This window comes from Prevotella sp. P3-92 (genome assembly GCF_002251205.1).
In the GTDB taxonomy this organism is placed as follows: Bacteria; Bacteroidota; Bacteroidia; order Bacteroidales; family Bacteroidaceae; genus Prevotella.
Map to the genome: position 1 here is coordinate 114,622 of NZ_NPJE01000059.1, position 21,502 is coordinate 136,123.

Annotated in this window: 18 protein-coding genes; 5 read left to right on the forward strand and 13 right to left on the reverse strand. The window is 46.8% G+C overall.

All coding sequences use genetic code 11. The features are described from left to right. Genes ftsA through mraZ form a run of 12 tightly spaced genes read right to left on the reverse strand, consistent with a single transcriptional unit; the run spans position 1 to position 14,203 of the window. The gene (ftsA, locus tag CIK93_RS09660; RefSeq protein ID WP_094447219.1) at positions 1-1,446 is read right to left on the reverse strand and encodes a cell division protein FtsA; all 1,446 of its coding nucleotides are present in this window, start codon (positions 1,444-1,446) and stop codon (positions 1-3) included. 15 nt (positions 1,447-1,461) lie between these two features. Beyond that, positions 1,462-2,220, reverse strand: a complete 759-nt coding sequence (locus CIK93_RS09665) for a cell division protein FtsQ/DivIB (RefSeq protein ID WP_094391738.1) — start codon at positions 2,218-2,220, stop codon at positions 1,462-1,464. 22 nt (positions 2,221-2,242) lie between these two features. After that, positions 2,243-3,622 (reverse strand): UDP-N-acetylmuramate--L-alanine ligase, encoded by a 1,380-nt coding sequence (murC, locus tag CIK93_RS09670; protein WP_094391739.1) that lies wholly within the window; start codon positions 3,620-3,622, stop codon positions 2,243-2,245. Next, positions 3,612-4,727 carry an undecaprenyldiphospho-muramoylpentapeptide beta-N-acetylglucosaminyltransferase gene (gene murG / locus CIK93_RS09675; protein WP_094391740.1) on the reverse strand — a complete coding sequence of 372 codons (1,116 nt, stop codon included), beginning with the start codon at positions 4,725-4,727 and terminating at the stop codon, positions 3,612-3,614. The genes murC and murG overlap by 11 nt, the downstream gene beginning before the upstream one ends. 33 nt (positions 4,728-4,760) lie before the next feature. Beyond that, entirely contained in the window at positions 4,761-6,032 is a 1,272-nt protein-coding gene (locus CIK93_RS09680; protein WP_094447220.1) for an FtsW/RodA/SpoVE family cell cycle protein, read from the reverse strand. 33 nt (positions 6,033-6,065) lie between these two features. Continuing rightward, the gene (gene murD / locus CIK93_RS09685) at positions 6,066-7,397 is read right to left on the reverse strand and encodes a UDP-N-acetylmuramoyl-L-alanine--D-glutamate ligase (protein ID WP_094434647.1); all 1,332 of its coding nucleotides are present in this window, start codon (positions 7,395-7,397) and stop codon (positions 6,066-6,068) included. Then, the gene (locus CIK93_RS09690) at positions 7,394-8,665 is read right to left on the reverse strand and encodes a phospho-N-acetylmuramoyl-pentapeptide-transferase (RefSeq protein WP_094391743.1); all 1,272 of its coding nucleotides are present in this window, start codon (positions 8,663-8,665) and stop codon (positions 7,394-7,396) included. The genes murD and CIK93_RS09690 overlap by 4 nt, the downstream gene beginning before the upstream one ends. 8 nt (positions 8,666-8,673) lie before the next feature. Further along, a complete protein-coding gene (locus tag CIK93_RS09695; protein WP_094391744.1) occupies positions 8,674-10,128 on the reverse strand; it encodes a UDP-N-acetylmuramoyl-L-alanyl-D-glutamate--2,6-diaminopimelate ligase in 1,455 nt (484 codons plus the stop codon). A 41-nt stretch (positions 10,129-10,169) separates the two neighbouring features. Further along, positions 10,170-12,314: a penicillin-binding protein gene (locus CIK93_RS09700; protein WP_094391745.1), complete on the reverse strand. Its 2,145-nt coding sequence runs from the start codon at positions 12,312-12,314 to the stop codon at positions 10,170-10,172. Between the two features lie 8 nt (positions 12,315-12,322). Next, positions 12,323-12,811 carry an FtsL-like putative cell division protein gene (locus tag CIK93_RS09705; RefSeq protein WP_254046324.1) on the reverse strand — a complete coding sequence of 163 codons (489 nt, stop codon included), beginning with the start codon at positions 12,809-12,811 and terminating at the stop codon, positions 12,323-12,325. 12 nt (positions 12,812-12,823) lie between these two features. Further along, positions 12,824-13,741, reverse strand: a complete 918-nt coding sequence (gene rsmH, locus CIK93_RS09710) for a 16S rRNA (cytosine(1402)-N(4))-methyltransferase RsmH (RefSeq protein WP_094447221.1) — start codon at positions 13,739-13,741, stop codon at positions 12,824-12,826. Between the two features lie 6 nt (positions 13,742-13,747). Further along, positions 13,748-14,203 carry a division/cell wall cluster transcriptional repressor MraZ gene (mraZ, locus tag CIK93_RS09715; RefSeq protein ID WP_094391747.1) on the reverse strand — a complete coding sequence of 152 codons (456 nt, stop codon included), beginning with the start codon at positions 14,201-14,203 and terminating at the stop codon, positions 13,748-13,750. 741 nt (positions 14,204-14,944) lie between these two features. On the opposite strand from mraZ, the gene CIK93_RS09720 reads away from it, so the two are divergent. Then, positions 14,945-15,769 carry a glycerol acyltransferase gene (locus tag CIK93_RS09720; RefSeq protein ID WP_094391748.1) on the forward strand — a complete coding sequence of 275 codons (825 nt, stop codon included), beginning with the start codon at positions 14,945-14,947 and terminating at the stop codon, positions 15,767-15,769. A gap of 42 nt (positions 15,770-15,811) precedes the next feature. Further along, positions 15,812-16,816, forward strand: coding sequence for a GNAT family N-acetyltransferase (locus CIK93_RS09725; RefSeq protein ID WP_094434639.1), 1,005 nt, complete (start codon positions 15,812-15,814; stop codon positions 16,814-16,816). A gap of 170 nt (positions 16,817-16,986) precedes the next feature. On the opposite strand, the gene dgt is transcribed toward CIK93_RS09725, so the two are convergent. Then, positions 16,987-18,327, reverse strand: coding sequence for a dGTP triphosphohydrolase (dgt, locus tag CIK93_RS09730; protein ID WP_094447288.1), 1,341 nt, complete (start codon positions 18,325-18,327; stop codon positions 16,987-16,989). A gap of 109 nt (positions 18,328-18,436) precedes the next feature. On the opposite strand from dgt, the gene dut reads away from it, so the two are divergent. The 3 genes from dut to CIK93_RS09745 are packed head-to-tail and all read left to right on the forward strand — an operon-like array spanning position 18,437 to position 21,500. Further along, complete coding sequence (gene dut / locus CIK93_RS09735; RefSeq protein WP_094391750.1) at positions 18,437-18,874, forward strand: dUTP diphosphatase; 438 nt, start codon at positions 18,437-18,439, stop codon at positions 18,872-18,874. Between the two features lie 44 nt (positions 18,875-18,918). After that, on the forward strand, positions 18,919-20,652 hold the full coding sequence (locus CIK93_RS09740) for a tetratricopeptide repeat protein (protein WP_094447222.1): 1,734 nt from the start codon (positions 18,919-18,921) through the stop codon (positions 20,650-20,652). Beyond that, positions 20,649-21,500, forward strand: coding sequence for a DUF4292 domain-containing protein (locus CIK93_RS09745; RefSeq protein ID WP_094434635.1), 852 nt, complete (start codon positions 20,649-20,651; stop codon positions 21,498-21,500). The genes CIK93_RS09740 and CIK93_RS09745 overlap by 4 nt, the downstream gene beginning before the upstream one ends. The last annotated feature ends 2 nt before the right edge of the window (positions 21,501-21,502 follow it).

Sequence of the window (21,502 nt, forward strand, 5' to 3'; positions counted from 1 at the left end):
TTAGTCTTCATCCTTGGTAAACTCCTGGCCGACTTTCTTCAGCCATCCCATCATCTTGCCGACAGGATTGTTCTTCTTGCGCTCTTCGGCTGCAGCACGGGCTTTTGCTTCTTCTGCCTCGCGATTTTTGTCTTCTTCCTGCTTCTTTCGCTTGGCTTCTTCTGCAAGGGCTCTTTCGTCTGCTGTGGGAACTACTCCAGGAGGAATCTCGCCGACTGTGCGTACTGGACGATGGATGCCTTGTGTGACAGTGGCGGTATGTTCGCCGGTGCTAAAGAGGTCGGTCTTGTTTGCGAGATCGCCACCGGCACAATTGATGTCTCCCTTTGCCAATATTCCAAGTACGGTATTCATTGTTCCGTCTTTGGCTGTTATCTCGGGCTGGTTGCCTGTGATGGTCATGTTGACGGTCTTAGCAATGCGAATCTTTTCGATATTGGTATAGGAACGGAATGCCTTTTCTATATTCTTCATCTTAGAACCGCCACCAGTGAGGATGATGCCACCCAGCAGTTTGTCGCAGTATTTGTCGGGTATCTGATACAATACATTGGCGATAATCTCTTCTATGCGACTTTCGACAATCTCGATAAACTTACTGCTTTCTACCTGACGGTCACTGTCGATGGGATATTTCTTCTCATTGTCGATTTCATTGGGATCAGTAAAGGCTGAGGCATATTTCAGCTTCATTTCCTCTGCATCGTTTTCTTCTATTGACAGGGATGCGATGTCCTTGGTGACATTGTTGCCGCCCAATGGGATGACTGCCAGATGGCGCAGCACATTTTGCCAATAGACACTAACTGTGGTGGTGTCGGCTCCAAGATCTACCAGAACGCAACCAGAACGCTTTTCTGCTTCGGTCAGTACTGCATCGGCAAGTGCAAGAGGGGCAAGGAATAGTTCGGCAACATTAATCTTAGCGGTCTTGAAGCAGAGGTTGAGATTATTGTTGAGGGTCTTGCGCTGAAGGATGTTCAAAAAGTTTCCTTCAATATGACTACAGGGAATGCCTACAGGATCAAGTTGGTTTTGTGTATCAACCTTGTATTCTTGTACTGCAACGTCGATGGTTTCCAAATCGGGATATTCCATATTGCGGTTGGAATCCAAAAGGTCGTTGACCATTGATTCCGTCACAATAGTATCTGCAGGCAAATCTTTAGTGATAACGTTATGTACTGAACGGATAGACTGCCCACCTACGCCGACATATACGCATTTGATGCTTGTCTTGAGTTGGGTTTCGAGCTTTTTGACAATGCTGTTTAGGCTTTTGGCTGTCTTGTCGATATTGTTCACATAACCTTTTCTGATGAACGAAGAGGAATCTTCTTTCACCACGGCCAGCACTTGTGTGCTCCCATCCAGGTTCTTCTTTCCTGCGATACCAGTCATCTTGGATGATCCTAGTTCGATTGCGACGATAAAATCTTTTGGCATCTCTATATCTATATTTTACGGTTTGCTTGTTTTGTTCTTTTTGCAGATAATCTGGTTGTTGAATTCCAGATTGATGTAGGAGTATTTATTCCAGCCAGCGACATTCAGGCCGTAACGGTAGAATTTCTCCAGACGTGTAAGTTTCTGGGGAATGTCGGTGGGTGGTCCCAGATAGACTATATGGTTGCCTACACGAGGCACCATCTCTATTGTTCCGTCATGCAATACGTTGAGTTGTTCTATCTGGTTGTTCCAGAAACGGTCATGCAACAGGTTCTCTCCGATAGGTGCTAAATATCTCTTTGCGTAATTCCTGTTGAAGTGACCTGTGGCAATGACGAGGTCGCTGGTGTAGTGCGTGTTGGGCATTACGTTTCCCTTTTCGTCGAGGTAATAGTCATCGCCATTCTCTGCTTTGATGCGCATGACAGGAAGACGCTGGTTGAGTAGAATGATGACTTTACCGCCTTGCGTCTTATAGCATTGTGCTTCCTTGACAAAAGGATTGAGTAACAGCGACTCTTCGATAGCTCGCACGTTGACTTGCGACATGGGCTGCCCCTGTGGGTAGAGTTTATTGGCCTTCAGTTGCGATTCTATTTCTGACTCACCAAGGAATCCCTCCGCCATTCCGTCGGTGATGCGGATATCCACACGGGTGCATACTGCTTTCTGGTCTTGCGGTTCATTGAAAACCGTGATGGCCAGAAACAGATAGACAGCCAGAGCGATATCTATCACGATAATGGCGGATTTCTTCCAGTTGATGTTCATTACTTGCTGTTGACGTTGTTTATTATTGTTGTTTCTCTTTCAGTATCTTGGTGATTTGTGGCACTTGATTGTCAAGGTCACCGGCACCAAGCACGATGAGTACATCAAACGAATGGTCCTTGATGTATTGGAGCACATCTGATTTGGCTATCATGTGCTTCTCTATTCCAGGACGCAGGTTGTCGTAGATGAGTTGTGAAGTCACACCTTCGATAGGTTGTTCACGTGCAGGATATATCTCGGTGAGAATGACTTCATCCAAAAGACTCAGCGCATTGGCAAAGTCCTTATAGAAATCTCTTGTGCGAGTGTAAAGGTGTGGCTGGAAGATTGCAGTAATCTTACGGTCGCTATAGAGTTCGCGAATGCTCTTGGCACTCTGATAAATCTCTTTAGGATGGTGGGCATAGTCGCTGAGGAATACTATCTTGTCGTTCTTCAACTTAAAGTCGAAACGACGTTCTACACCACCATAGGTCTGCATGCCGTAGCGCAGTTCTTCGGCTGTACAACCTGAGAGCTGTGCCATGGCCATGGCTGCCACACCATTTTCGATATTGATGGGCACGGGTTGTCCCAATTGTACATCCTTCACACATTCGATGGGTGATATGAAGTCGAAGGTGATTTCGCCGTTGGCGATACGAATATTTTCTGCATGGAAGTCACCTTCATGAAGGGAATAATCGTACCGGTTTACACCTTCTTGCAGGTTTTCCTTCATCTCAAGGTCGCGATGGATGATGAGATTGCCACCTGGCTGTATCAGTTCGGTATAATGGCGGAAACTCTCAAGATAGGCTTCCTTAGTGCCGTAGATATCCAAATGGTCAGGGTCGGTAGCGGTGATGACTGTCATCCATGGACTGAGCCAATGGAATGAACGGTCGAACTCATCGGCTTCTATTACCACATAATCGGAATTGGAAAGAATGTAATTGGTGCCATAGTTCTTGGAGATACCACCCAAGAAGGCATTGCAGTCCAAATGGCTCTGATGCATGATATGTGCACACATGGTAGATGTGGTGGTCTTACCATGAGTACCTGCCACACAGAGGCCTTTGTGTTCACGAGTCAATGTACCGAGCACTTGTGCACGCTTTTCTACTTCAAAACCGTTTTGACGGAAATATTGCAGTTCCTGATGGTCGGAAGGTATGGCTGGTGTGTAGATTACTAGACATGTCTGTGGTTGCTTGCAGGCATGGGGAATCTCGTCGATATTTTCTTCGTAATGAATGAGCATGCCTTCACGTTCCAATTGTAGAGTTAAGGCACTTGGGGTTTTGTCGTAGCCGGCAACAACCAATCCACGATGTATGAAATAACGGGCGATGGCGCTCATGCCTATGCCACCAGCTCCGATGAAATATACAGCTTTGATGTCTTTAATTTCCATTGTTTGCTAATCTTATCACTTCTTTGGCGATGATTTCTGCCGAATCGGGCAGTGCGAGTTTTAATATATTCTCTTTAAGCGATGTGAGCTTGGCATTGTTGCCTACTGTCTCGATGGCCAAAGGCAAGAGCTTGGTTGCTGCTTCGGCATCTTTTACATAGAGTGCCGCATCGGCATCTACCAGTGCCATGGCATTTTTAGTCTGGTGGTCTTCGGCTACATTCGGGCTGGGGACGAGAATGACGGGCTTGCCGATGAGGCAGAATTCAGAGATGCTGCTTGCTCCGGCACGGCTGATGACGAGGTCGGCTGCTTTGTAAGCTACTCCCATATCGCTGATGAAGTCGGTAACGATGAGATTGTCAGGCCTACCGTCATGAGCTAACTGATCCATAATGGCGGCATGATAGTATTTACCTGTTTGCCAGATAAACTGTACGTCGCTCTTGCGAATGAGGTCGAGATGCTGCATCACACTATCGTTGATGGTGCGTGCACCCAAGCTACCACCTACCAACAGAATAGTTTTACGGTTGGCATCCAAACCGAATGAACGTACGGCATCTTCGTGAGATGTCGTAGTGTCGAGTAGAGACTGGCGCACGGGATTGCCCGTCTTCACAATCTTGTCGGCTGGGAAGAAACGTTCCATGTGGTCATATGCTACACAAATTTTCTCGGCTTTCTTGGCGAGAAGTTTGTTGGTAACACCAGCATACGAGTTCTGTTCTTGAATAAGACAGGGAATGCCCATAGCAGCAGCCTTGTTGAGGGTAGGGCCACTGGCATATCCACCAACTCCTACAGCTACTTGCGGTTTGAAGTCGTTTATGATGTGCTTGGCCATGCGCTGGCTCTTCCATATTTTGTAGAGCACCTTGAAATTCTTTAGTAGATGCTTACGGTCAAAACCGCAGATGGGAAGACCCTTGATGTCGTAGCCTGCAGCAGGCACACGTTGCATCTCCATGCGTCCTAATGCTCCTACAAATAGAATTTTTGCATCTGGACGTAATGTCTTTAAAGCGTTAGCTATGGACACGGCAGGAAAAATGTGTCCTCCCGTTCCGCCGCCGCTGATAATAACTCTAAGCTCTTTACTCATACCTTATATATAGTATTTTGCAAAATTACAACTTTATTTCGTCATTGCCGAATTCTCGTTGCATTTTTTATCAACATTCTTGTCTTTCTTGATTTTAGCCGTACGGCTGACGCTGAGGATGACACCAATATAAGCGCAGTTGATGACCGTTGACGAACCACCTTTTGATACCAATGGTAACGGTTGGCCTGTGACAGGTCCCAGACCTACTGCCACAGCCATGTTGGCTATGGCTTGTACTACGAGCAATAAGGTGAGTCCCATGACGAGAAATGCAGGAAAATAGTTCTCACATCGGTTGGCAATGCGGATGCCACGATAAAGCAATACCGTATAGAGGAAAATGACGCCAATAGCTCCGAACAATCCCAATTCTTCAATAATTATGGCAAAGATGAAATCAGAATATGCCTGTGGTAGGTAGTCGCGCTCTACCGATTTTCCAGGTCCGATGCCGATGATATTGCTGGTGGCAATAGCTATGTTGGCGTGTGCTACCTGGGCATCCTTACCTTGTATATCGAAGTCTTTTGGGGCTACGTCTGGTTTATTGAAACTCAGAATACGTCCTTTCCAAGTATCAGCACGGTGGAGAATCTTGTCGGCAAAATTTTTCTTTCTCGGGGCTTCTACTTTTTCGGTCTTGGCCTTACTCTCCATGACAGGTTCTTCCTGATGTCCCGCCACCATGACGAAAGTAAGAACAGCAACTCCCAGACTGGCGCAAAAAGCAAAGAGACGGAACAGTTGTCTCCATGGTACTCGACCGATTATCATCATCAAAGCTACAACGAAAAAGAGCAACATGGCTGTTGAAAGGTTCTCAAGACCAATCAGAATACATATGCCAACGGTATAGAACATGATGTATTTGAAGGCTTTGAGATCGGCCCTGTCTTCTCGTTGCATGACTGCCAGTACTTGTGCAGTTGCAAGCACTACCGTTCCTTTTGCCAGTTCGGATGGCTGGAACGACAGTCCTATGATATTGAGACTTCGATTTGCTCCGTTGATGGTTTCTCCGCCAACTAATACAACAATCAGCAATAATGCGCTTAGGAATAATAGCGGTACTATCATCAGTTTGAAATAACGACAAGGTATAAGTGGCATGACGAGTGCAACAGCAAAGCCAGCGATGATGGTTCCTGCATGAAACACGATAGGGCCGATGTAGTTCTGACTTCTGTAGGTTTGTTGACTTGAAGCCGAGAAAACTTCAACGATACTGACCATGCAGAGGAAGAAGAAGACCATCCAGATGACCTTGTCGCCTTTGAAGATATTGCTGATCTTAAAGTTCATTGCTTTTATTGTTGATATAGCTTCTATGATGTGTTATAAATTTCTGACCAGCGTCTTGAACTGTTCGCCGCGGTCTTCCATGTTTTTGAATAAGTCGAATGATGCACAGCACGGACTCAGCAGAACAGTCATACCCGGTTCTGCCATTTCGTAGCAGGCTTCTACACATTCTTTCATAGAATGGGTGTCGCGTACTGGTATTCCGAGATTGTCGAAATTGTCGTGTAACTTCTTATTGTCGGCTCCAAGATATACAATGCCAGCACATTTCTCTTTTACTAATGGGATGATAGGACTATAGTCGTTGCCCTTGTCTTTTCCGCCAATGATGAGGATGGTCTTGTTTTTCATTGATTCCAATGCGTACCAGCATGCATCCACATTGGTGGCTTTTGAATCGTTAATATACTGGACGCCACGTACCGAACAAACCTTTTCCAAGCGATGCTCTACGCCGGGGAAGTCGCTGAGCGACTGGCGGATAATGTCTTTCTTGATACCTGCTATGTTGGTAGCAATACCCGCAGCCAGCGAATTGTAGATATTGTGTTTGCCCGTCAGACTGAGAGACTCCTGCTCCATGTTGAATGGTTCGGGTTTCTCAATCTTGTATTCTCCTTCTTCGATGTAACCGATGCTTCCTTTTTCTTTCAGTTCGGAGAAAGGATACAGTATGGCTTTGATGTCATATTTGCTCAGTTCGTTATGGATGATGGGATCATCGTTCCAGAAGATGAAGGCATCTTGAGGCGTCTGATTCTGGATGATGCGCATCTTTGCATCTACATAATTCTGCATGCAGAAGTCATATCGGTCGAGATGGTCTGGAGTGATGTTCAGCAGAATGGCAATGTTGGCACGGAAGTCATACATGTTGTCCAACTGGAATGAACTCAGTTCGATAACGTAATAGGCATGTGGATCTTCTGCCACTTGAAGTGCCAGCGAATTGCCGATATTGCCTGCCAATCCTACATCGTATCCAGCCTCTTTGAAGATATGGTAGATGAGGCTCGTTGTGGTAGTTTTACCATTTGAACCAGTAATACATATCATTTTCGAATCGGTGTATCGACCAGCAAATTCTATCTCGCTGATGATATGAATGCCCTTCTCCTTCACTTTAACTATCATTGGTGCTGTGTCAGGGATGCCAGGACTTTTGATAATTTCATCGGCATTGAGAATCTTATCCTCTGTGTGTTGACCTTCCTCCCATTCGATATGGTGGTCGTCCATCAGCTTTTTATACTTGTCTTTAATTTTCGACATGTCGCTGACGAACACGTCGAAACCTTCTTTCTTGGCCAGTACAGCGGCGCCTGCACCGCTTTCTCCGGCACCTAATACTACGATTCTGCTCATCTTACTTTTAATGTTATAATCGTTATTGCTGCTAATATAATGGTTGTAATCCAGAAACGGATGGTAATTTTAGATTCATGGAACGGACGATGTGGCCAGTTGCGCAACAGATAGGTACTGGTACTGTCGAGTTGTGAATCAAGTCGGCGGAATGTGTCATGGATTGGTGTGGCACGGAACACACGTACGCGCTTGCCCTTACGTTTCTGCCATTTGAACCATTGGGTCTGGATGATGACACTCAGACTCTCGATGAAGAAAATGCCACAGAGAACTGGCAACAGCAATTCCTTATGGATGATGACTGCGCATACACCGATAATGCCGCCGATCGTCAGCGAACCTGTGTCGCCCATAAAGACCTGTGCAGGGTAGGCATTATACCATAGGAATCCTATCATGGCTCCGACAAAGGCACATAGGAATACTACAAGTTCCTGTGAACCGGGAATATACATGATGTCGAAGTATGCCGCATAGACAATATGACTGCTGACGTATGCAAAGATTCCAAGTGCCACACCAATGATGGCCGAGTTGCCGGCACACATACCGTCCATGCCGTCGTTGAGGTTTGCGCCGTTGCTCACAGCGGTTACTACTATAATTGTCATAACGACAAAGAGAATCCATCCGGCTGCAACTTTATGTTCTCCGCAGAATGCCATGATGTTGGAATAATCGAGATTATGGTTCTTAAAGAATGGAATAGTCGTCTGCAGCGACTTGACATTTTCAGTCTTATGCTTGATAACAACTTCTTGATTTTGTTGTTGTACAGATATATTTTCCCGTACTACAGCATCAGGACTCAGCCAAAGTGTTAATCCCACAATGAAGCCAATACTGATTTGTCCCACAATCTTATATTTGCCCTTTAGACCTTCCTTGTTCTTTTTGAAGATCTTGATATAGTCGTCGAGGAATCCAAGGAATCCCAACCATACCGTAGTGACAATCATCAGAATGAGATAGATGTTGCGCATTCTGCCCAACAGTAGGACAGGTACCAGAATGGCTACGATGATGATAATACCGCCCATGGTAGGAACACCTTTCTTTTCCACACCGAAGGGATCGATACTGGCGTCGCGTGCAGTTTCTGATATATGGTGTCGCTTCATCCAGCGAATGAATTTCTCGCCGAACCATGCCGAGATGACCAGCGATAGAATTAATGCCAGAAGTGCACGGAAGGAAATGTACGACCAGATATGTGCTCCTGGGATGTCGAATCCTTCTAAAAATCTAAACAGGTAGTATAACATAGTCTGAATTATGAGTTAAAAATATCTCTGACCACTTCGCGGTCGTCGAAATGATGTTTTACGCCTTTTATCTCTTGATAGTCTTCATGACCTTTACCTGCTATGAGGATGACATCGCCTTTTTGTGCCATCATGCAGGCGGTACGGATGGCTTCTTTTCGATCGACGATGCTCACGACCTTTTTCATCTGTTGAGGAGTGAGGCCCGCCAGCATGTCGTTGATGATATCTTGTGGTTCCTCAAAGCGTGGGTTATCGCTGGTGATGATGACGCGGTCGCTCTGTTTGACAGCCTCTTGTGCCATGAGCGGGCGTTTGCCTTTGTCGCGGTTGCCTCCTGCGCCACAAACTGTGATGACGTGTCCCTCTTTGCCTTCGAGTACTTCGTGGATGGCATTAAGTACATTCTCCAATGCATCGGGAGTATGTGCATAATCTACTACGGCTGTGATTCCGTCTTTGGAACGAATCGGCTCCAAGCGTCCAGCCACGCTTTTCAGCGTACTCATCACAACGAGAACGTCTTCGGGATTCTTGCCCAGCATGACAGCAGCGCCATAGACAGCCAAAAGGTTGCTGACGTTGAACTTACCGATGAATTGCACGCCTACTTCTCGACCGTTGATTTCGAGATACATGCCTTCAAAGTGACATTCGATAATGTGTGCGCGGAAGTCAGCCATTTGGCGTATGGAGTAGGTCTTGATATTGGCTTTGCAGTTTTGAACCATGACGCTACCGTTTTTGTCATCGGCATTGGTGATGGCAAAAGCCTCTTTGGGCAGTCCGTCGAAGAATGCCTTCTTGGCGTTGCGATAGTTTTCGAAAGTCTTATGATAGTCGAGGTGGTCGCGTGTGAGATTGGTGAAGATGCCTCCTGCAAATGTCAATCCGCCGATACGTTTTTGCGCAATGGCATGGCTTGAACACTCCATGAAGGCGTATTCGCATCCAGCTTCAACCATGCGGTGGAGCAGATGATTGAGTTCGATGGGGTCTGGAGTGGTATGATCGGCTGCAATGGCTTCGTCTTCAATATAATTGCAGACGGTTGAGAGCAGTCCGCAACGGTGTCCGAACTTACGGAACATGTTGTAGAGCAATGTGGCGATGGTTGTTTTACCGTTGGTGCCAGTAACTCCCACCAGTTTGAGTTTCTTAGAAGGATTGCCGTAGAAATTGGTTGCCACCTGACCTACCACATCTTCGGTTGAAGCCACTTGCAAGTAGCTTACGCTTTCGATTTTTTCCTCAGGCATATCCTCGCAGAGAATGGCAGTTGCTCCCAGTTCTATGGCTTTGGCTATGAACTTGTGTCCATCAGTCTGTGTGCCTTTGATAGCCACAAAGAGATGTCCCTTCTCTATTTTGCGTGAGTCGATATTCACGCCTGTAATTTCGGTTTCTGCCGGTCCTGCTATTTGCAGGATGCTGACGGATTTCAGCAGTTCGCTAAGTTTCATATACCTTATTATATTAATATAAGAGTTCAACATATGTTTATTTATTCCAATATCAGGGTGCAGACGGTTCCTTTTTGTAGTTTCTGTCCGGCTTGGCAACTTTGTCGTTTGACATGCCCACGGCCTTGGAGCTTTACTTTCATTCCTGTTGACTCCAACAGATAAACTGCATCTTTGGCGCCCATGCCCACAACATCGGGTACGATACCCTTGCCTACGTCGTGTTTGTGGAGAGCCACTTTGTTACTATGACGTTCGGCTGAGCCCCATATCGGGTTGCCGTCTGCATACGATCCGCTCCAGTTTTCTGAGGTTTTAATGCCGAGATGGCTCAATACATAGCCGGCGGCTCCCATATCGCCTCGTTTTACATCGGGTATTACTATGGAGTTTTCGTCATGGGCATCGTTGATGCCGAGTTTGAGGTTACGCGCCATTACACCTTCTGAAATCTGGTGGAACACATCGGCACTCATACCGCCAGAACCACCGTATCCTGATCTTTTGATGCAGACGATGCAGGAGTAGCGTGGCTTTTCTGCGGGGAAATAACCTGCAAATGAAAGCCAATAGGCAATACCTCCTGTTTTATAACCGCCACCCTGTGCCACTTGTGCGGTTCCGGTTTTTCCCGCCACATGGAACATTCTCGATCCGGCTTTCTTACCTGTGCCTTTGCTGACCACTCGTTCGAGTAGCGATTGCACGATTTTCACGGTTTTCATTTTAGCCATTCGTTTCTCCATGACCTTCGTCGGTGGATATTCCTCCACGACTTTCCCTTCTTTCATGATGTATTTCACAAAGCGTGGGCGCATCATCACACCATCATTGGCAATGGCGTTATAGAAGGTGAGTGTGGATATTGGTGGAAGCTGAGTCTCGTATCCTATCGACATCCACGGTAGTGCGGTCTTACTCCAGTTGAGCCATTGTCCTCGCTTGTTCTTCTTGGGCATGCGGATGTGAGGTCTTGCATATCCCTGAATGGGCAGTTTGAGGTCGGCTGCAAGTCCTGTGCGGTAGATTCCTTCCACATATTTCTCAGGTCGGTTGCCGTAGTTTTCGTCGATCACTCGGCTGATACCGATGTTCGAACTGACTTCCATCGCACGTCCGAGAGAGATGTAGCCATAACCGCCTTTTCGCCAGTTGTGGTCTTTCATCTGTGCGCCGTGCATGGGCCAGATGCCTCCAGCTGTTTCTATGTGTTGTGCGGTATCAGCCACTCCGTCGTCGAGCGCTACCATGACAGATGCGGTTTTGAATACCGATCCAGGTTCGCGCAGGTCAGCCACGGCAAAGTTTTTTGTTTCGCGGAATACGTCGCCTGGGCAACGCTCCATGTTGACAATAGCCTTGATATCGCCCGTCGCCACTTCCATGAGGATGGCAACGCCGAGGTCGCAGTTGTCTTTTTTCAGTTCTGCCACGAGTGCGCGTTCTGCCAAGTCTTGCATGTTGACATCAATAGTTGTGACGATGTCGCATCCGTCGATGGGTAGCGTGACCGGAATGTTCAGTTGTGCGTTGAGCACTTTGCGTCGCTTATTGAGACCTGGTGTTCCGCGGAGAATTGTGTCGTAAGCCAGTTCCAGTCCGAGTCTGGCGCTGTCTTTTGCGCCATACATAGAACCGATGGTGCGTTCGCCCAGTGATCCGAATGGGCGCCGGCGTGCATTAAATTCCTCTTCGTGGAATCCACTTGCGTTTTTCGAGAGTGAGAAGAACGGCAGCGCCTTCACCTCCGTATAGGTGTTGTAGGTGATGCGTTTGGGCCAAATGGGCCAGTGGCGTGCCTTTTTGTTGTGTCCTTCTTCGAGATGTCGTTTGAACTCCGCAGCCGAACGCTCAGGGAATATCTTGCTGAGACCTGTGCAGACAGAATCCACTTTGTCGTTCCATAGCGAGTCTTGGTCCTCGTTATCTATACCGAAGTCCATATAGATTTTGTATTCGGGAATAGAACTTGCCATGAGTTGTCCGTCGCAACTGAGGATATTTCCTCGGTTGGGCTTGACGGTAATACTGTCGCTCTTGAGTCTGCTTGCCACCTCTATCCAGTATTGTTTCTTTGCCGTCATGGTATAGAATGCCTTTCCGATAATCATAATGAATACGATTACCAGTGCGAAAGCGATCCAGAAATACCGCTGTGCTATGCTGCTATTGTTTATTTTACTCATTGACGGGTTTAGTTTTCGGGCACTTGTATAATATATGGTGGCTGGTCGGCTATGTGTAATACCGAGTCCTTGTTTTGTTGAAGTGTTTCGAGTACATGGCTCTCACGGCATTTTTCGGTGAGCGTGCTCGATGCTGCCAATGCTTTGTTTTTAGCATCCTTGAGCTGAATCTCCAGTTTTCGTATGGTTACCATGTCTTGCTGATATTGATAGCGGAATGCGATATAGACGAGTGTGAATGCCACCACAAGGAGGATCAGTCCGACTTGAGCGCGCACAAAGTCTGCCGTCAGGAAGTCGCCACCCAATACGCTCTTCATGCTGAGCTGTTGTCCGGGATGGGTATCGCTGTCCTGTGCCGTCTCCTGTATCTTCTTCAGCGTCTCTTGCAGCTGCTGTTCTGCCTTTTCGGCGCGCATCTGTTTTTTACTGACGGCGGCGTCTTCTGTGGTTTCCTTATTCTCGTCGAGAATGATGTCTGAATCTTTATTTGTCATTTTCTTGTGGTGTTATTCTGTTTTCTCTGCTATTCTCAGTTTTGCGCTACGGCTTCTGGGATTGTTTTGAAGTTCTTCGTCGCAGGGTGTGATGACCTTGTTGTTGACCAACCGGAATGGGCTGGTGATGCGTCCGAAGAAGTCTTGTTCTATTTTTCCTTCCACATTACCGGCTTTCATCACGTTTTTCACGAGTCGGTCTTCTAATGAGTGGTAGGTGATGACGCTCAGTCTTCCGCCTTTTCCCAACATTCGGGTTGCTCCCAGCAACATGTCGCGCAGGGCGTCCATCTCATGGTTGACTTCGATGCGAAGTGCCTGATAGAGTCTCGCCATGTCTTTTTTCTCCCGCTCGGAGCGCATTAGCGGTTCGATGACGGTGGTCAGGTCGCTTGTTGTGACGATGGGGTGGACGGCTCTTGCCTTGACGATGGCGGCGGCGATGCGTCGTGCACTCTTCATTTCTCCGTAGAGGTAGAAGATGTCTGCCAACTGACTTTCTGCATAGTTGTTGAGAATATCGGCTGCAGTTGTACCTGCGCGTTTGTTCATTCTCATATCCAATGGTGCATCGAATCGGAAGGAAAAGCCCCTGGTCTCGTCGTCGAAGTGGTGGCTTGATACGCCAAGATCAGCCAACAGCCCGTCGATATGGTCGATGCCATAGTAACGCATCCAGTTGCAGAGGTAGCGGAAGTTGCTTCTGACAAAGGTGAAACGGTCGTCATTCACGATGTTTTGCTCTGCATCGGCATCTTGGTCGAAGCTGTAGAGATGTCCATTGGGACCGAGATGACGCAGTATTTCGCGCGAATGTCCACCTCCGCCGAATGTCACATCTACATAGATGCCATCGGGCTTGATGTCAAGTCCGTTGATGCTCTCGTTGAGGAGCACAGGTACGTGGTATGTTTCTGCCGTTTTTGCCATGTCGGTTTAGAGTTTATCGTTGTCTGTCATCAGTTCTTCGAGTGCGTTTCCGAAGTCTTCGGCACTCATTTTCTGCTGTTCTGCCTCGCTATTGCTCCATATTTCGATGGTGTCGCCCATGCCGATGAATCGGATTTCTTGTTCGATATTAGCCATCCGTTGGAAGCGTTTGGGTATGAGAAAACGACCGTTTCCGTCGAGGCTGACAAGTTCTACGTCGCTCACAAACTGTCGAAACACTTGTTGTTGGGTCTTATTCCAGCGGTTCAGTCGTTGGCGCATGCTGTCCATTTGCTCGTTCCATACAGATTCTGGATAGAGCACGAGGCAGGTCTGAAACACGTCTTTTCTTAGCACAAGACGCTCTTCACCCCCAGTCTGCAATACTTTTCTGAATGTTGCAGGCAGGAATGCACGCCCCTTGGCGTCAGCCTTTGCTTCTATATTACCTAAAAAACGCATGCGTACTTATTTATAATATGATTTTAATTCTCGCTTGCAAAATTAAACAAAATCCTCCATATTTCCCCACATTTCCCCACTTTTTTTATGATTATTTTTGCGGGTATGATGTTTTTAGAGTGTAAGTTCCTGATATATAGGTTTATCCGTAAATGCTTGTAAGTGGTATTCCGGTGGAGCGTTTTTCGTAATATTGAGGTTCGGTTTTACAGTAAAGCGTATTGTGTTTTTGAAGTCTTGGCGTTAAGCTCTCGCAAGCGAAACTTCAACTTGCATTTTGACGAACTTCATCAAACCCTTTGTCTTCGGGATATGTTCGGGATGCCTTCGGGATGAAGTCGCCCGCAGGAGCATGTGGGCAACTCAAAACAGAGTCAGATGAAAGTCTTGTATTCTTTCGATGAAATTCTCAACTGAGTCCGATGTATCTCCCAATTAAGTCCCAATTAAGTCCCAAAACTTGCGGTTGATTATGCGAAAGTGAAGGGAGAATGATGGGAAGAAAATGGGAAACTTGTCGATGCAGAACAAATCAAAAAGTTGGTTGATAACCGAGCAAGGCAGACAGTTTCTTGCTCGTTTTTGTGGATCTTTTATGCTGTTTGCTATTTGTGTAATGTTGCAAAAACGCCCAATGTGATTACAAAAACACGAAGATTAAAAGTTTTTCGTGAAAAAATGTGCTGTTTCTCAAACTAATTTCTTAATTTTGCATCTGATTAGTATGTATGTAAGAGAGAAATGAATCAGATAACAGAGAAAACGATTGATATTGACCAGATACTCAAGAATAAGTTGGGTGCCAAATCCAAATGGGTGCCCCGCCCATTGGTATCGTGGCTGAAACGTATTGTGCATCAGGATCGCGTCAACGCATTCCTGTGGGAAAGCCGCCATAAAACAGGTACCGAATGGCTCGAAGCTTGTGTCGAATATCTGCAAATGACCATCAAGATCGTGGGCAAAGAGAATCTTCCCGATCCCAACGACGGCCGCCTCTATACCTTTGTTTCCAACCATCCGTTGGGCGGAGAAGATGGTGTAGCGCTCGGCGCCATTATCGGTCGTCATTACGACAGTCGATTCCGTTATCTCGTCAATGACCTGCTGATGAATCTTCCAGGACTGGCTCCGCTTTGCATTCCTATCAACAAAACAGGTAAACAAGGCCGTAACTTCCCGGCAATGGTGAAAGCTGGCTTTGAAAGCGACAACCACATGCTGATGTATCCTGCAGGCATTTGTTCACGTCGCCGAAACGGCGTGATTCGCGATGTGGCATGGAGCAAGACTTTTATTGTCAAGAGTGTGGAGTATCAGCGCGATATTGTGCCCATCCATTTCAGTGGGCAAAATTCTGATTTCTTCTATCGTTTGGCTAATTTTAGCGACAAACATCTGAAGTTTAACCTTGCCATGCTTTTCCTTGTAGATGAAATGTATAAGAACGTAGGCAAAAACTTCGAAATAAAAATAGGCAAGCCTATTCCCTGGCAAACCTTTGATAAATCGAAAACACCGATGGAATGGGCACAATATGTGCAAGATATCGTGTATAGTCTATAAACCAACAGAAGAACAACTTATAGCTAACAGACAGATAAGCAAATGGAACAGCCAATTATTCAACCCATTGACAAGGAAGTGCTCAAAAGCGAACTGACGCCTGACAAGCGCCTTCGCATGACCAACAAGAGCAACAATGAAATCTATGTCATTACCGCACACAATGCACCCAACGTGATGCAGGAGATCGGGCGACTGCGAGAGATTGCTTTCCGCGAGGCTGGCGGAGGAACTGGCAAGGAAGTCGATATCGACGAGTTTGATACGTGCGAGCGATGCTACAAACAGCTCATCGTGTGGAACCCGGAGGCGGAAGAGATTATCGGAGGTTACCGTTATTTGCTGGGTACTGACTGGGAATATGATGACAAGGGACAACCTATTCTTGCCACCAGTCACATGTTCCATTTCTCTGAAAAGTTTATCAAAGACTATGCACCCCAGACCGTAGAACTCGGTCGGTCGTTTGTCTCGCTTCCTTATCAGTCGTCTCGCATGGGCGCCAAGAGTCTCTTCGCACTCGATAACCTGTGGGATGGACTTGGCGCACTCACGGTTATTCGTCCTAATATACGCTACTATTTCGGAAAAATGACCATGTACCCCTCTTATATCCGTAAGGGACGCGACATGATTCTCTATTTCTTGAAAAAGCATTTCGACGATAAAGAACATCTCATTATCCCGATGAAACCGCTACAATTGGAGTCTGACGTGCGCGAATTTGAGGCGCTCTTCTCTGGCAAGGACTTTAAAGATGACTATCGTATCCTCAATCGGGAGATTAGAAAGTTGGGCTATAATATTCCCCCATTGGTTAATGCTTATATGAGTTTGTCGCCCACCATGAAACTCTTTGGCACAGCCATCAATTATGGTTTTGGCGATGTGGAGGAAACGGGAATCCTTATAGCCGTTGACGAAATACTTGAAGAGAAGCGTCAGCGCCATATCGACTCGTTTGTTCAGTCGCATCCTGAGGCTTTGAAGATTACAAGCGGCGCTAATAATGTTATCTATAAAGAGAAGACGCCCCAAGGAGAATAAGGAGCGCCTTCTATGGATTTTCAGATAATCGGTTCCATTGCAAATATCCTTGAATGATGGTGGGAAAATTGCGATGGAACCGATGTTTTTTTGCTGTTTTGGCTCAAAGGTCTAATCGAGAAAGAAGCTGATTGCTTTAGCCCACTCCCGATGCGTCAATCAAGTTTGGCTTATACGATAGGTAGTGAAATGCCGTTGATCTTCTGATAAACGTCGAGTGCATAAACATCGGTCATTCCTGCAATATAGTCGATAACCGCCATGATGCGTGTTTCAAGGTTGTCGGCCTGAATATCGTATTGGCTGGAAACCCTACTGATGAGCTGTTGTGAATAGTAACGCTCGGGATGCATGACGGCTTCGGTCATTTGTTTCATGAGCGTTTCCATAATCTTATAACCCGAAAGCTCCACGTCAAGAACCGGTCGGCTGCGATAGATGCGCACCTTTGAAAGTTCAGCACACCGGCGGTAGGCCTCTTTTTGAGTGGGATGGATGTGGTCTATCAAACAGCCGGTAAACGTACCGTTGAGAATGTTTTCTTCGTTTTCGACAAATGCGTTGGCACATTCGTTTTCTAACTTTCCTATCACGCAAGCACGCAAATACACAATCTTTTCGTTGGTGTCCTGCAACGCCTCGTCGTCGATGCGTTGGCGAATCTTCGCCTGGGTGGCTTCGTCGAAGAAGTTGAGCAGTAAGCGCTCGGTCTCTTCGTATGATAGAATCTTCAGTTTGTGAGCATCCTCAATATCCATGACTTCATAGCAGATGTCATCGGCTGCCTCTACCAAATAGACTAATGGATGGCGTGCGTACCGCAAGGGCTCTTCTGTGTGAGATAAGCGAATTATCCCCATTTCATCGGCAATTCGTTGGTAGAAATCCTGTTCTGACTGAAAGAAACCGAATTTGCCCTTCTTGCCAGCTGCCGATGAGGCATAAGGGTACTTTACGATACTTGCCAGCGTGCTGTAAGTCATGACGAAACCACCTGTGCGCCGCCCCTTAAACTGATGGGTCAACAGGCGAAAAGCATTGGCATTACCCTCGAAATGGGTGATGTCGTCCCAAAATGCATCACTTACCAACGGTTTCAGTTGCAGTCCTTCGCCTTCGGTAAAGAAGGTTTGAATGGCTTTCTCGCCACTATGACCAAATGGCGGATTGCCCAAATCGTGTGCCAGACAGGCCGTTGAAACAATCTGCCCAATCTGTTCAAAAAGTGTATCTTTCAGTTCGGGACGATTCTCGGCAATAAGTCTTTGCGCCACATCGTTGCCCAACGACATTCCCACACTTGCCACTTCCAGCGAGTGGGTAAGGCGATTGTGAACAAAGACGCTACCCGGCAGAGGAAATACTTGCGTCTTGTTTTGCAGTCGTCGAAAGGGCGCCGAGAATATCAGTCGGTCGTAATCACGCTTAAATTCAGTACGGTCGTCGTGGCGCTCGGTGTGGTGATGCTCCTGTCCGAGGCGTTTGTTTGATATGAGTTTAGTCCATTCCATGATGGCAAAGTTACTAAAAAGTATGAAACCTACAAAGTTTTCTGCAAAAAACGATGGCAGTTTGGTAGGAATTCTGTAAATTTGCACATTATTATAAATAAACCAACAAATGCTGAAAATTAACGCTATCAATCGTGGACGCCAACCTATGCCCACATACGCCACATCGCAAAGTGCGGGAATGGATCTCCGTGCCAACCTTGAAGAGCCTGTTGTGCTCCATCCTATGGAGCGTCGGCTCATACCCACCGGACTGCATATTGCATTGCCTGAGGGTTATGAAGCACAAGTAAGACCCCGTAGCGGATTAGCGCTGAAGCATGGTTTGACCGTACTTAATGCCCCTGGCACTATCGATGCCGACTATCGCGGTGAGATTGGTGTGGTGCTTATCAACTTATCGCAGGAAGACTTCACCATCAACGACGGAGAGCGCATTGCCCAGTTGGTAGTGGCACGATATGAGCAAGTGGAGTTCTCACTCGTAGAAACACTCGATGAAACCGAGCGTGGCGAAGGCGGGTATGGTCATACTGGCGTGAAGTAATTAGTAGCGCAGTAACAGACGAGATGTTAGTGTAAAGAAGACACATGAAACGCAGATATACAATCATTCTATTGGTAGTGGCTCTGGTCTGCACGGCTGTAACAGCACAGACCGATGAGGATACATCGAGAAAATACGATGCGTTCTTCCTTGAAGCCATCAACCAGCGTGTCAAAGGCAACAACGATGCGGCCTTCGACCTGTTGCGCCATTGTGTCGATATAGACTCTACCAAGTCTGAAGCATGGTATTTTCTGGCACAATACTATGATGCTTTGAAGGAAAACGACAAGGCACAACGTTGTGTGGAAAAGGCTGCTTCGCTCGATCCCGATATTTCTACCTATCAAGAAATACTCGCCAATCTGTATCTCAGCAAGCAGGATTACCCCAAAGCCATCGAGGTGTTGAACCGTATCTATGAGGCTAACCACGATAGAGAGGATGTGCTTGGCGCACTGGTGTCTATTTATGAAGACCAGCAAGATTACAAATCTGCCATCCAAACACTCAACCGCTTGGAGGTGATGGAAGGCAGAAGTCCACAGTTCTCATTGAAGAAAAGCGGATACTATACCCAACTCGGCAATAAGAAAGCTGCCATCCGTGAGATGCAGAAACTTGCCAATCAGTATCCTAATGATTTGAATTACAGGGGACTCTATGCACAGGCGCTCATCAATAATGGGCAGGAAGAAAAAGGACTCGACATCTATGATGAAATCCTTGAACAGGATCCCGACAACCGTTTCACACTCCTTGCCCTGTTGCAATACGAGCAGAAACATGGAGACCCTGATGTGGTTGACTCGCTGATGCAGCGTGTCCTGGTCAGTAAAAATGCTACTTCGCAGGATAGGGTGTCGCTCATGAGACAAGAAATCGCAGAGAGCGAACAGAATGGCGGTGACTCCACTCGTGTGCTCTACCTCTTTGACCGTATGCTTGAGCAAAAGCCTCTCGATGCTGATGTTGCCATGCTTTGTGTCGCTTATATGACGCTAAAGAATATGCCACGCGACACGATTACCGTTGTGCTCGACCGTGTTATTGCAGAAACACCGGATAATGCAGCAGCAAGATTGCAACTCGTTGATTATGCCTGGCGAGATCAGGATATGCCGCGAGTGGTCAGCCTGTGTCAGGGGGCACGCCTCTACAATCCCGATGAAATGGCATTTTATTATTATCAGGGTGTGGCTTACTATCAACAAGACAAACTTGACGAGGCGCTCAATGCCTTCCAGAATGGCATCGGAGTGATCACACAGGACAGCGATCCTGATATTGTCAGCGATTTCTATGCTGTCATGGGGGATATCTACCATCAGAAAGGATTCGACAAAGAGGCTTATGCGGCTTATGACTCCTGTCTGCAATGGAAAGAAGATAATGTGGGATGTCTCAACAACTATGCCTATTATCTCTCAGAAACCGGCCTGCAGCTCGATAAAGCCGAGCAAATGTCGCTCAAAACCGTAAAGGCTGAACCTAAAAATGCGACGTTCCTCGATACATACGCATGGATTCTCTTTCGGCAGAAACGTTATGCCGAAGCCAAAATCTATATAGACCAGACCCTGCAATGCGATTCCGACACATCGGCAGTATTGTTGGAACATGCCGGAGACATCTATTATCATGTAGGCAATAAGCAGCAGGCGGTCGAGTATTGGAAGCAAGCTTTGGAACGAACCCGACAAACAGTCGGATCAGAAGATAACCGTTTAAAAATCATAGCACGTAAAATTAAACTAAAGAAGTACGTAAAAGAATGAAAGCAACCAGCATGATGAAACTTGCAGGACTGGCAGTGGCATTTGCCCTCGCATCCTGCGGAACTCAGAAAAAAGCAGTCAAGGACAATGCCTCGAAGGCACCAGTGGCTACCGCCCAACAGCAGGAATTCCTGCAAAAGGTTACTGACAATGCGCAGTATGCCAAGTTTATCACATCTAAAGTGAAGTTCTCTGTAGAGGTGGGCAATCAGCATCTCACCCTCACCGGCAACCTCAAGATGAAGCGCGATGATGTGATCCGTCTGCAACTCACAGCCTTTGGATTTGTGGAGGCAGGCAGACTGGAATTCACCAAAGACTATGTCCTCATCATGGACCGTATCAACAAGCAGTATCTCAAAGCCAACTACAATCAGTTGGACTTCATGCGCAATAGCGGACTCAACTTCTATTCGCTGCAGGCTCTCTTCTGGAATGAACTCTTCCAGCCGGGCAATACTGCGATGACCGATGAGATGCTGAAGAATTTTACTACCGATCTCTATGGAGACGATGCCGTTATCAGTTTTGCAAAAGATAAGCTCAGCTATCGTTGGCTGGCTGATAAGGAGGGCGCACAGGTGAAGATGGCTAATATTGTCTATGAAGACAGAATCCGTGGCAACTACTCGTTGAACTGGGATTATAGCAACTTCAAGCAGACCAGCAAGCGTCTCTTCCCCTATACACACGCCATCACATTCCGCACTCCAGATAAGGAAGTGAAGTTTGGAATGACGCTCAACTATCTGTCGAATGATGATAACTGGGAAACCAGAACAGAGGTTTCTGCCAAATACCGTGAGGTGACGGTCGATCAAATCCTCCGCCGCTTTATGGCTCTCTAATA

What these genes read in the sequence shown, in the direction of transcription:
- mraZ (WP_094391747.1), bottom strand. Translation starts at nt 14,203, where the DNA reads ATGCGTTTTTTAGGTAATATAGAAGCAAAGGCTGACGCCAAGGGGCGT.
- CIK93_RS09725 (WP_094434639.1), top strand. Translation starts at nt 15,812, where the DNA reads ATGGAACAGCCAATTATTCAACCCATTGACAAGGAAGTGCTCAAAAGC.
- CIK93_RS09720 (WP_094391748.1), top strand. Translation starts at nt 14,945, where the DNA reads ATGAATCAGATAACAGAGAAAACGATTGATATTGACCAGATACTCAAG.
- CIK93_RS09665 (WP_094391738.1), bottom strand. Translation starts at nt 2,220, where the DNA reads ATGAACATCAACTGGAAGAAATCCGCCATTATCGTGATAGATATCGCT.
- CIK93_RS09690 (WP_094391743.1), bottom strand. Translation starts at nt 8,665, where the DNA reads ATGTTATACTACCTGTTTAGATTTTTAGAAGGATTCGACATCCCAGGA.
- CIK93_RS09680 (WP_094447220.1), bottom strand. Translation starts at nt 6,032, where the DNA reads ATGAACTTTAAGATCAGCAATATCTTCAAAGGCGACAAGGTCATCTGG.
- dgt (WP_094447288.1), bottom strand. Translation starts at nt 18,327, where the DNA reads ATGGAATGGACTAAACTCATATCAAACAAACGCCTCGGACAGGAGCAT.
- murG (WP_094391740.1), bottom strand. Translation starts at nt 4,727, where the DNA reads ATGAGTAAAGAGCTTAGAGTTATTATCAGCGGCGGCGGAACGGGAGGA.
- ftsA (WP_094447219.1), bottom strand. Translation starts at nt 1,446, where the DNA reads ATGCCAAAAGATTTTATCGTCGCAATCGAACTAGGATCATCCAAGATG.
- dut (WP_094391750.1), top strand. Translation starts at nt 18,437, where the DNA reads ATGCTGAAAATTAACGCTATCAATCGTGGACGCCAACCTATGCCCACA.
- CIK93_RS09705 (WP_254046324.1), bottom strand. Translation starts at nt 12,811, where the DNA reads ATGACAAATAAAGATTCAGACATCATTCTCGACGAGAATAAGGAAACC.
- CIK93_RS09700 (WP_094391745.1), bottom strand. Translation starts at nt 12,314, where the DNA reads ATGAGTAAAATAAACAATAGCAGCATAGCACAGCGGTATTTCTGGATC.
- murD (WP_094434647.1), bottom strand. Translation starts at nt 7,397, where the DNA reads ATGAGCAGAATCGTAGTATTAGGTGCCGGAGAAAGCGGTGCAGGCGCC.
- rsmH (WP_094447221.1), bottom strand. Translation starts at nt 13,741, where the DNA reads ATGGCAAAAACGGCAGAAACATACCACGTACCTGTGCTCCTCAACGAG.
- CIK93_RS09745 (WP_094434635.1), top strand. Translation starts at nt 20,649, where the DNA reads ATGAAAGCAACCAGCATGATGAAACTTGCAGGACTGGCAGTGGCATTT.
- CIK93_RS09695 (WP_094391744.1), bottom strand. Translation starts at nt 10,128, where the DNA reads ATGAAACTTAGCGAACTGCTGAAATCCGTCAGCATCCTGCAAATAGCA.
- CIK93_RS09740 (WP_094447222.1), top strand. Translation starts at nt 18,919, where the DNA reads ATGAAACGCAGATATACAATCATTCTATTGGTAGTGGCTCTGGTCTGC.
- murC (WP_094391739.1), bottom strand. Translation starts at nt 3,622, where the DNA reads ATGGAAATTAAAGACATCAAAGCTGTATATTTCATCGGAGCTGGTGGC.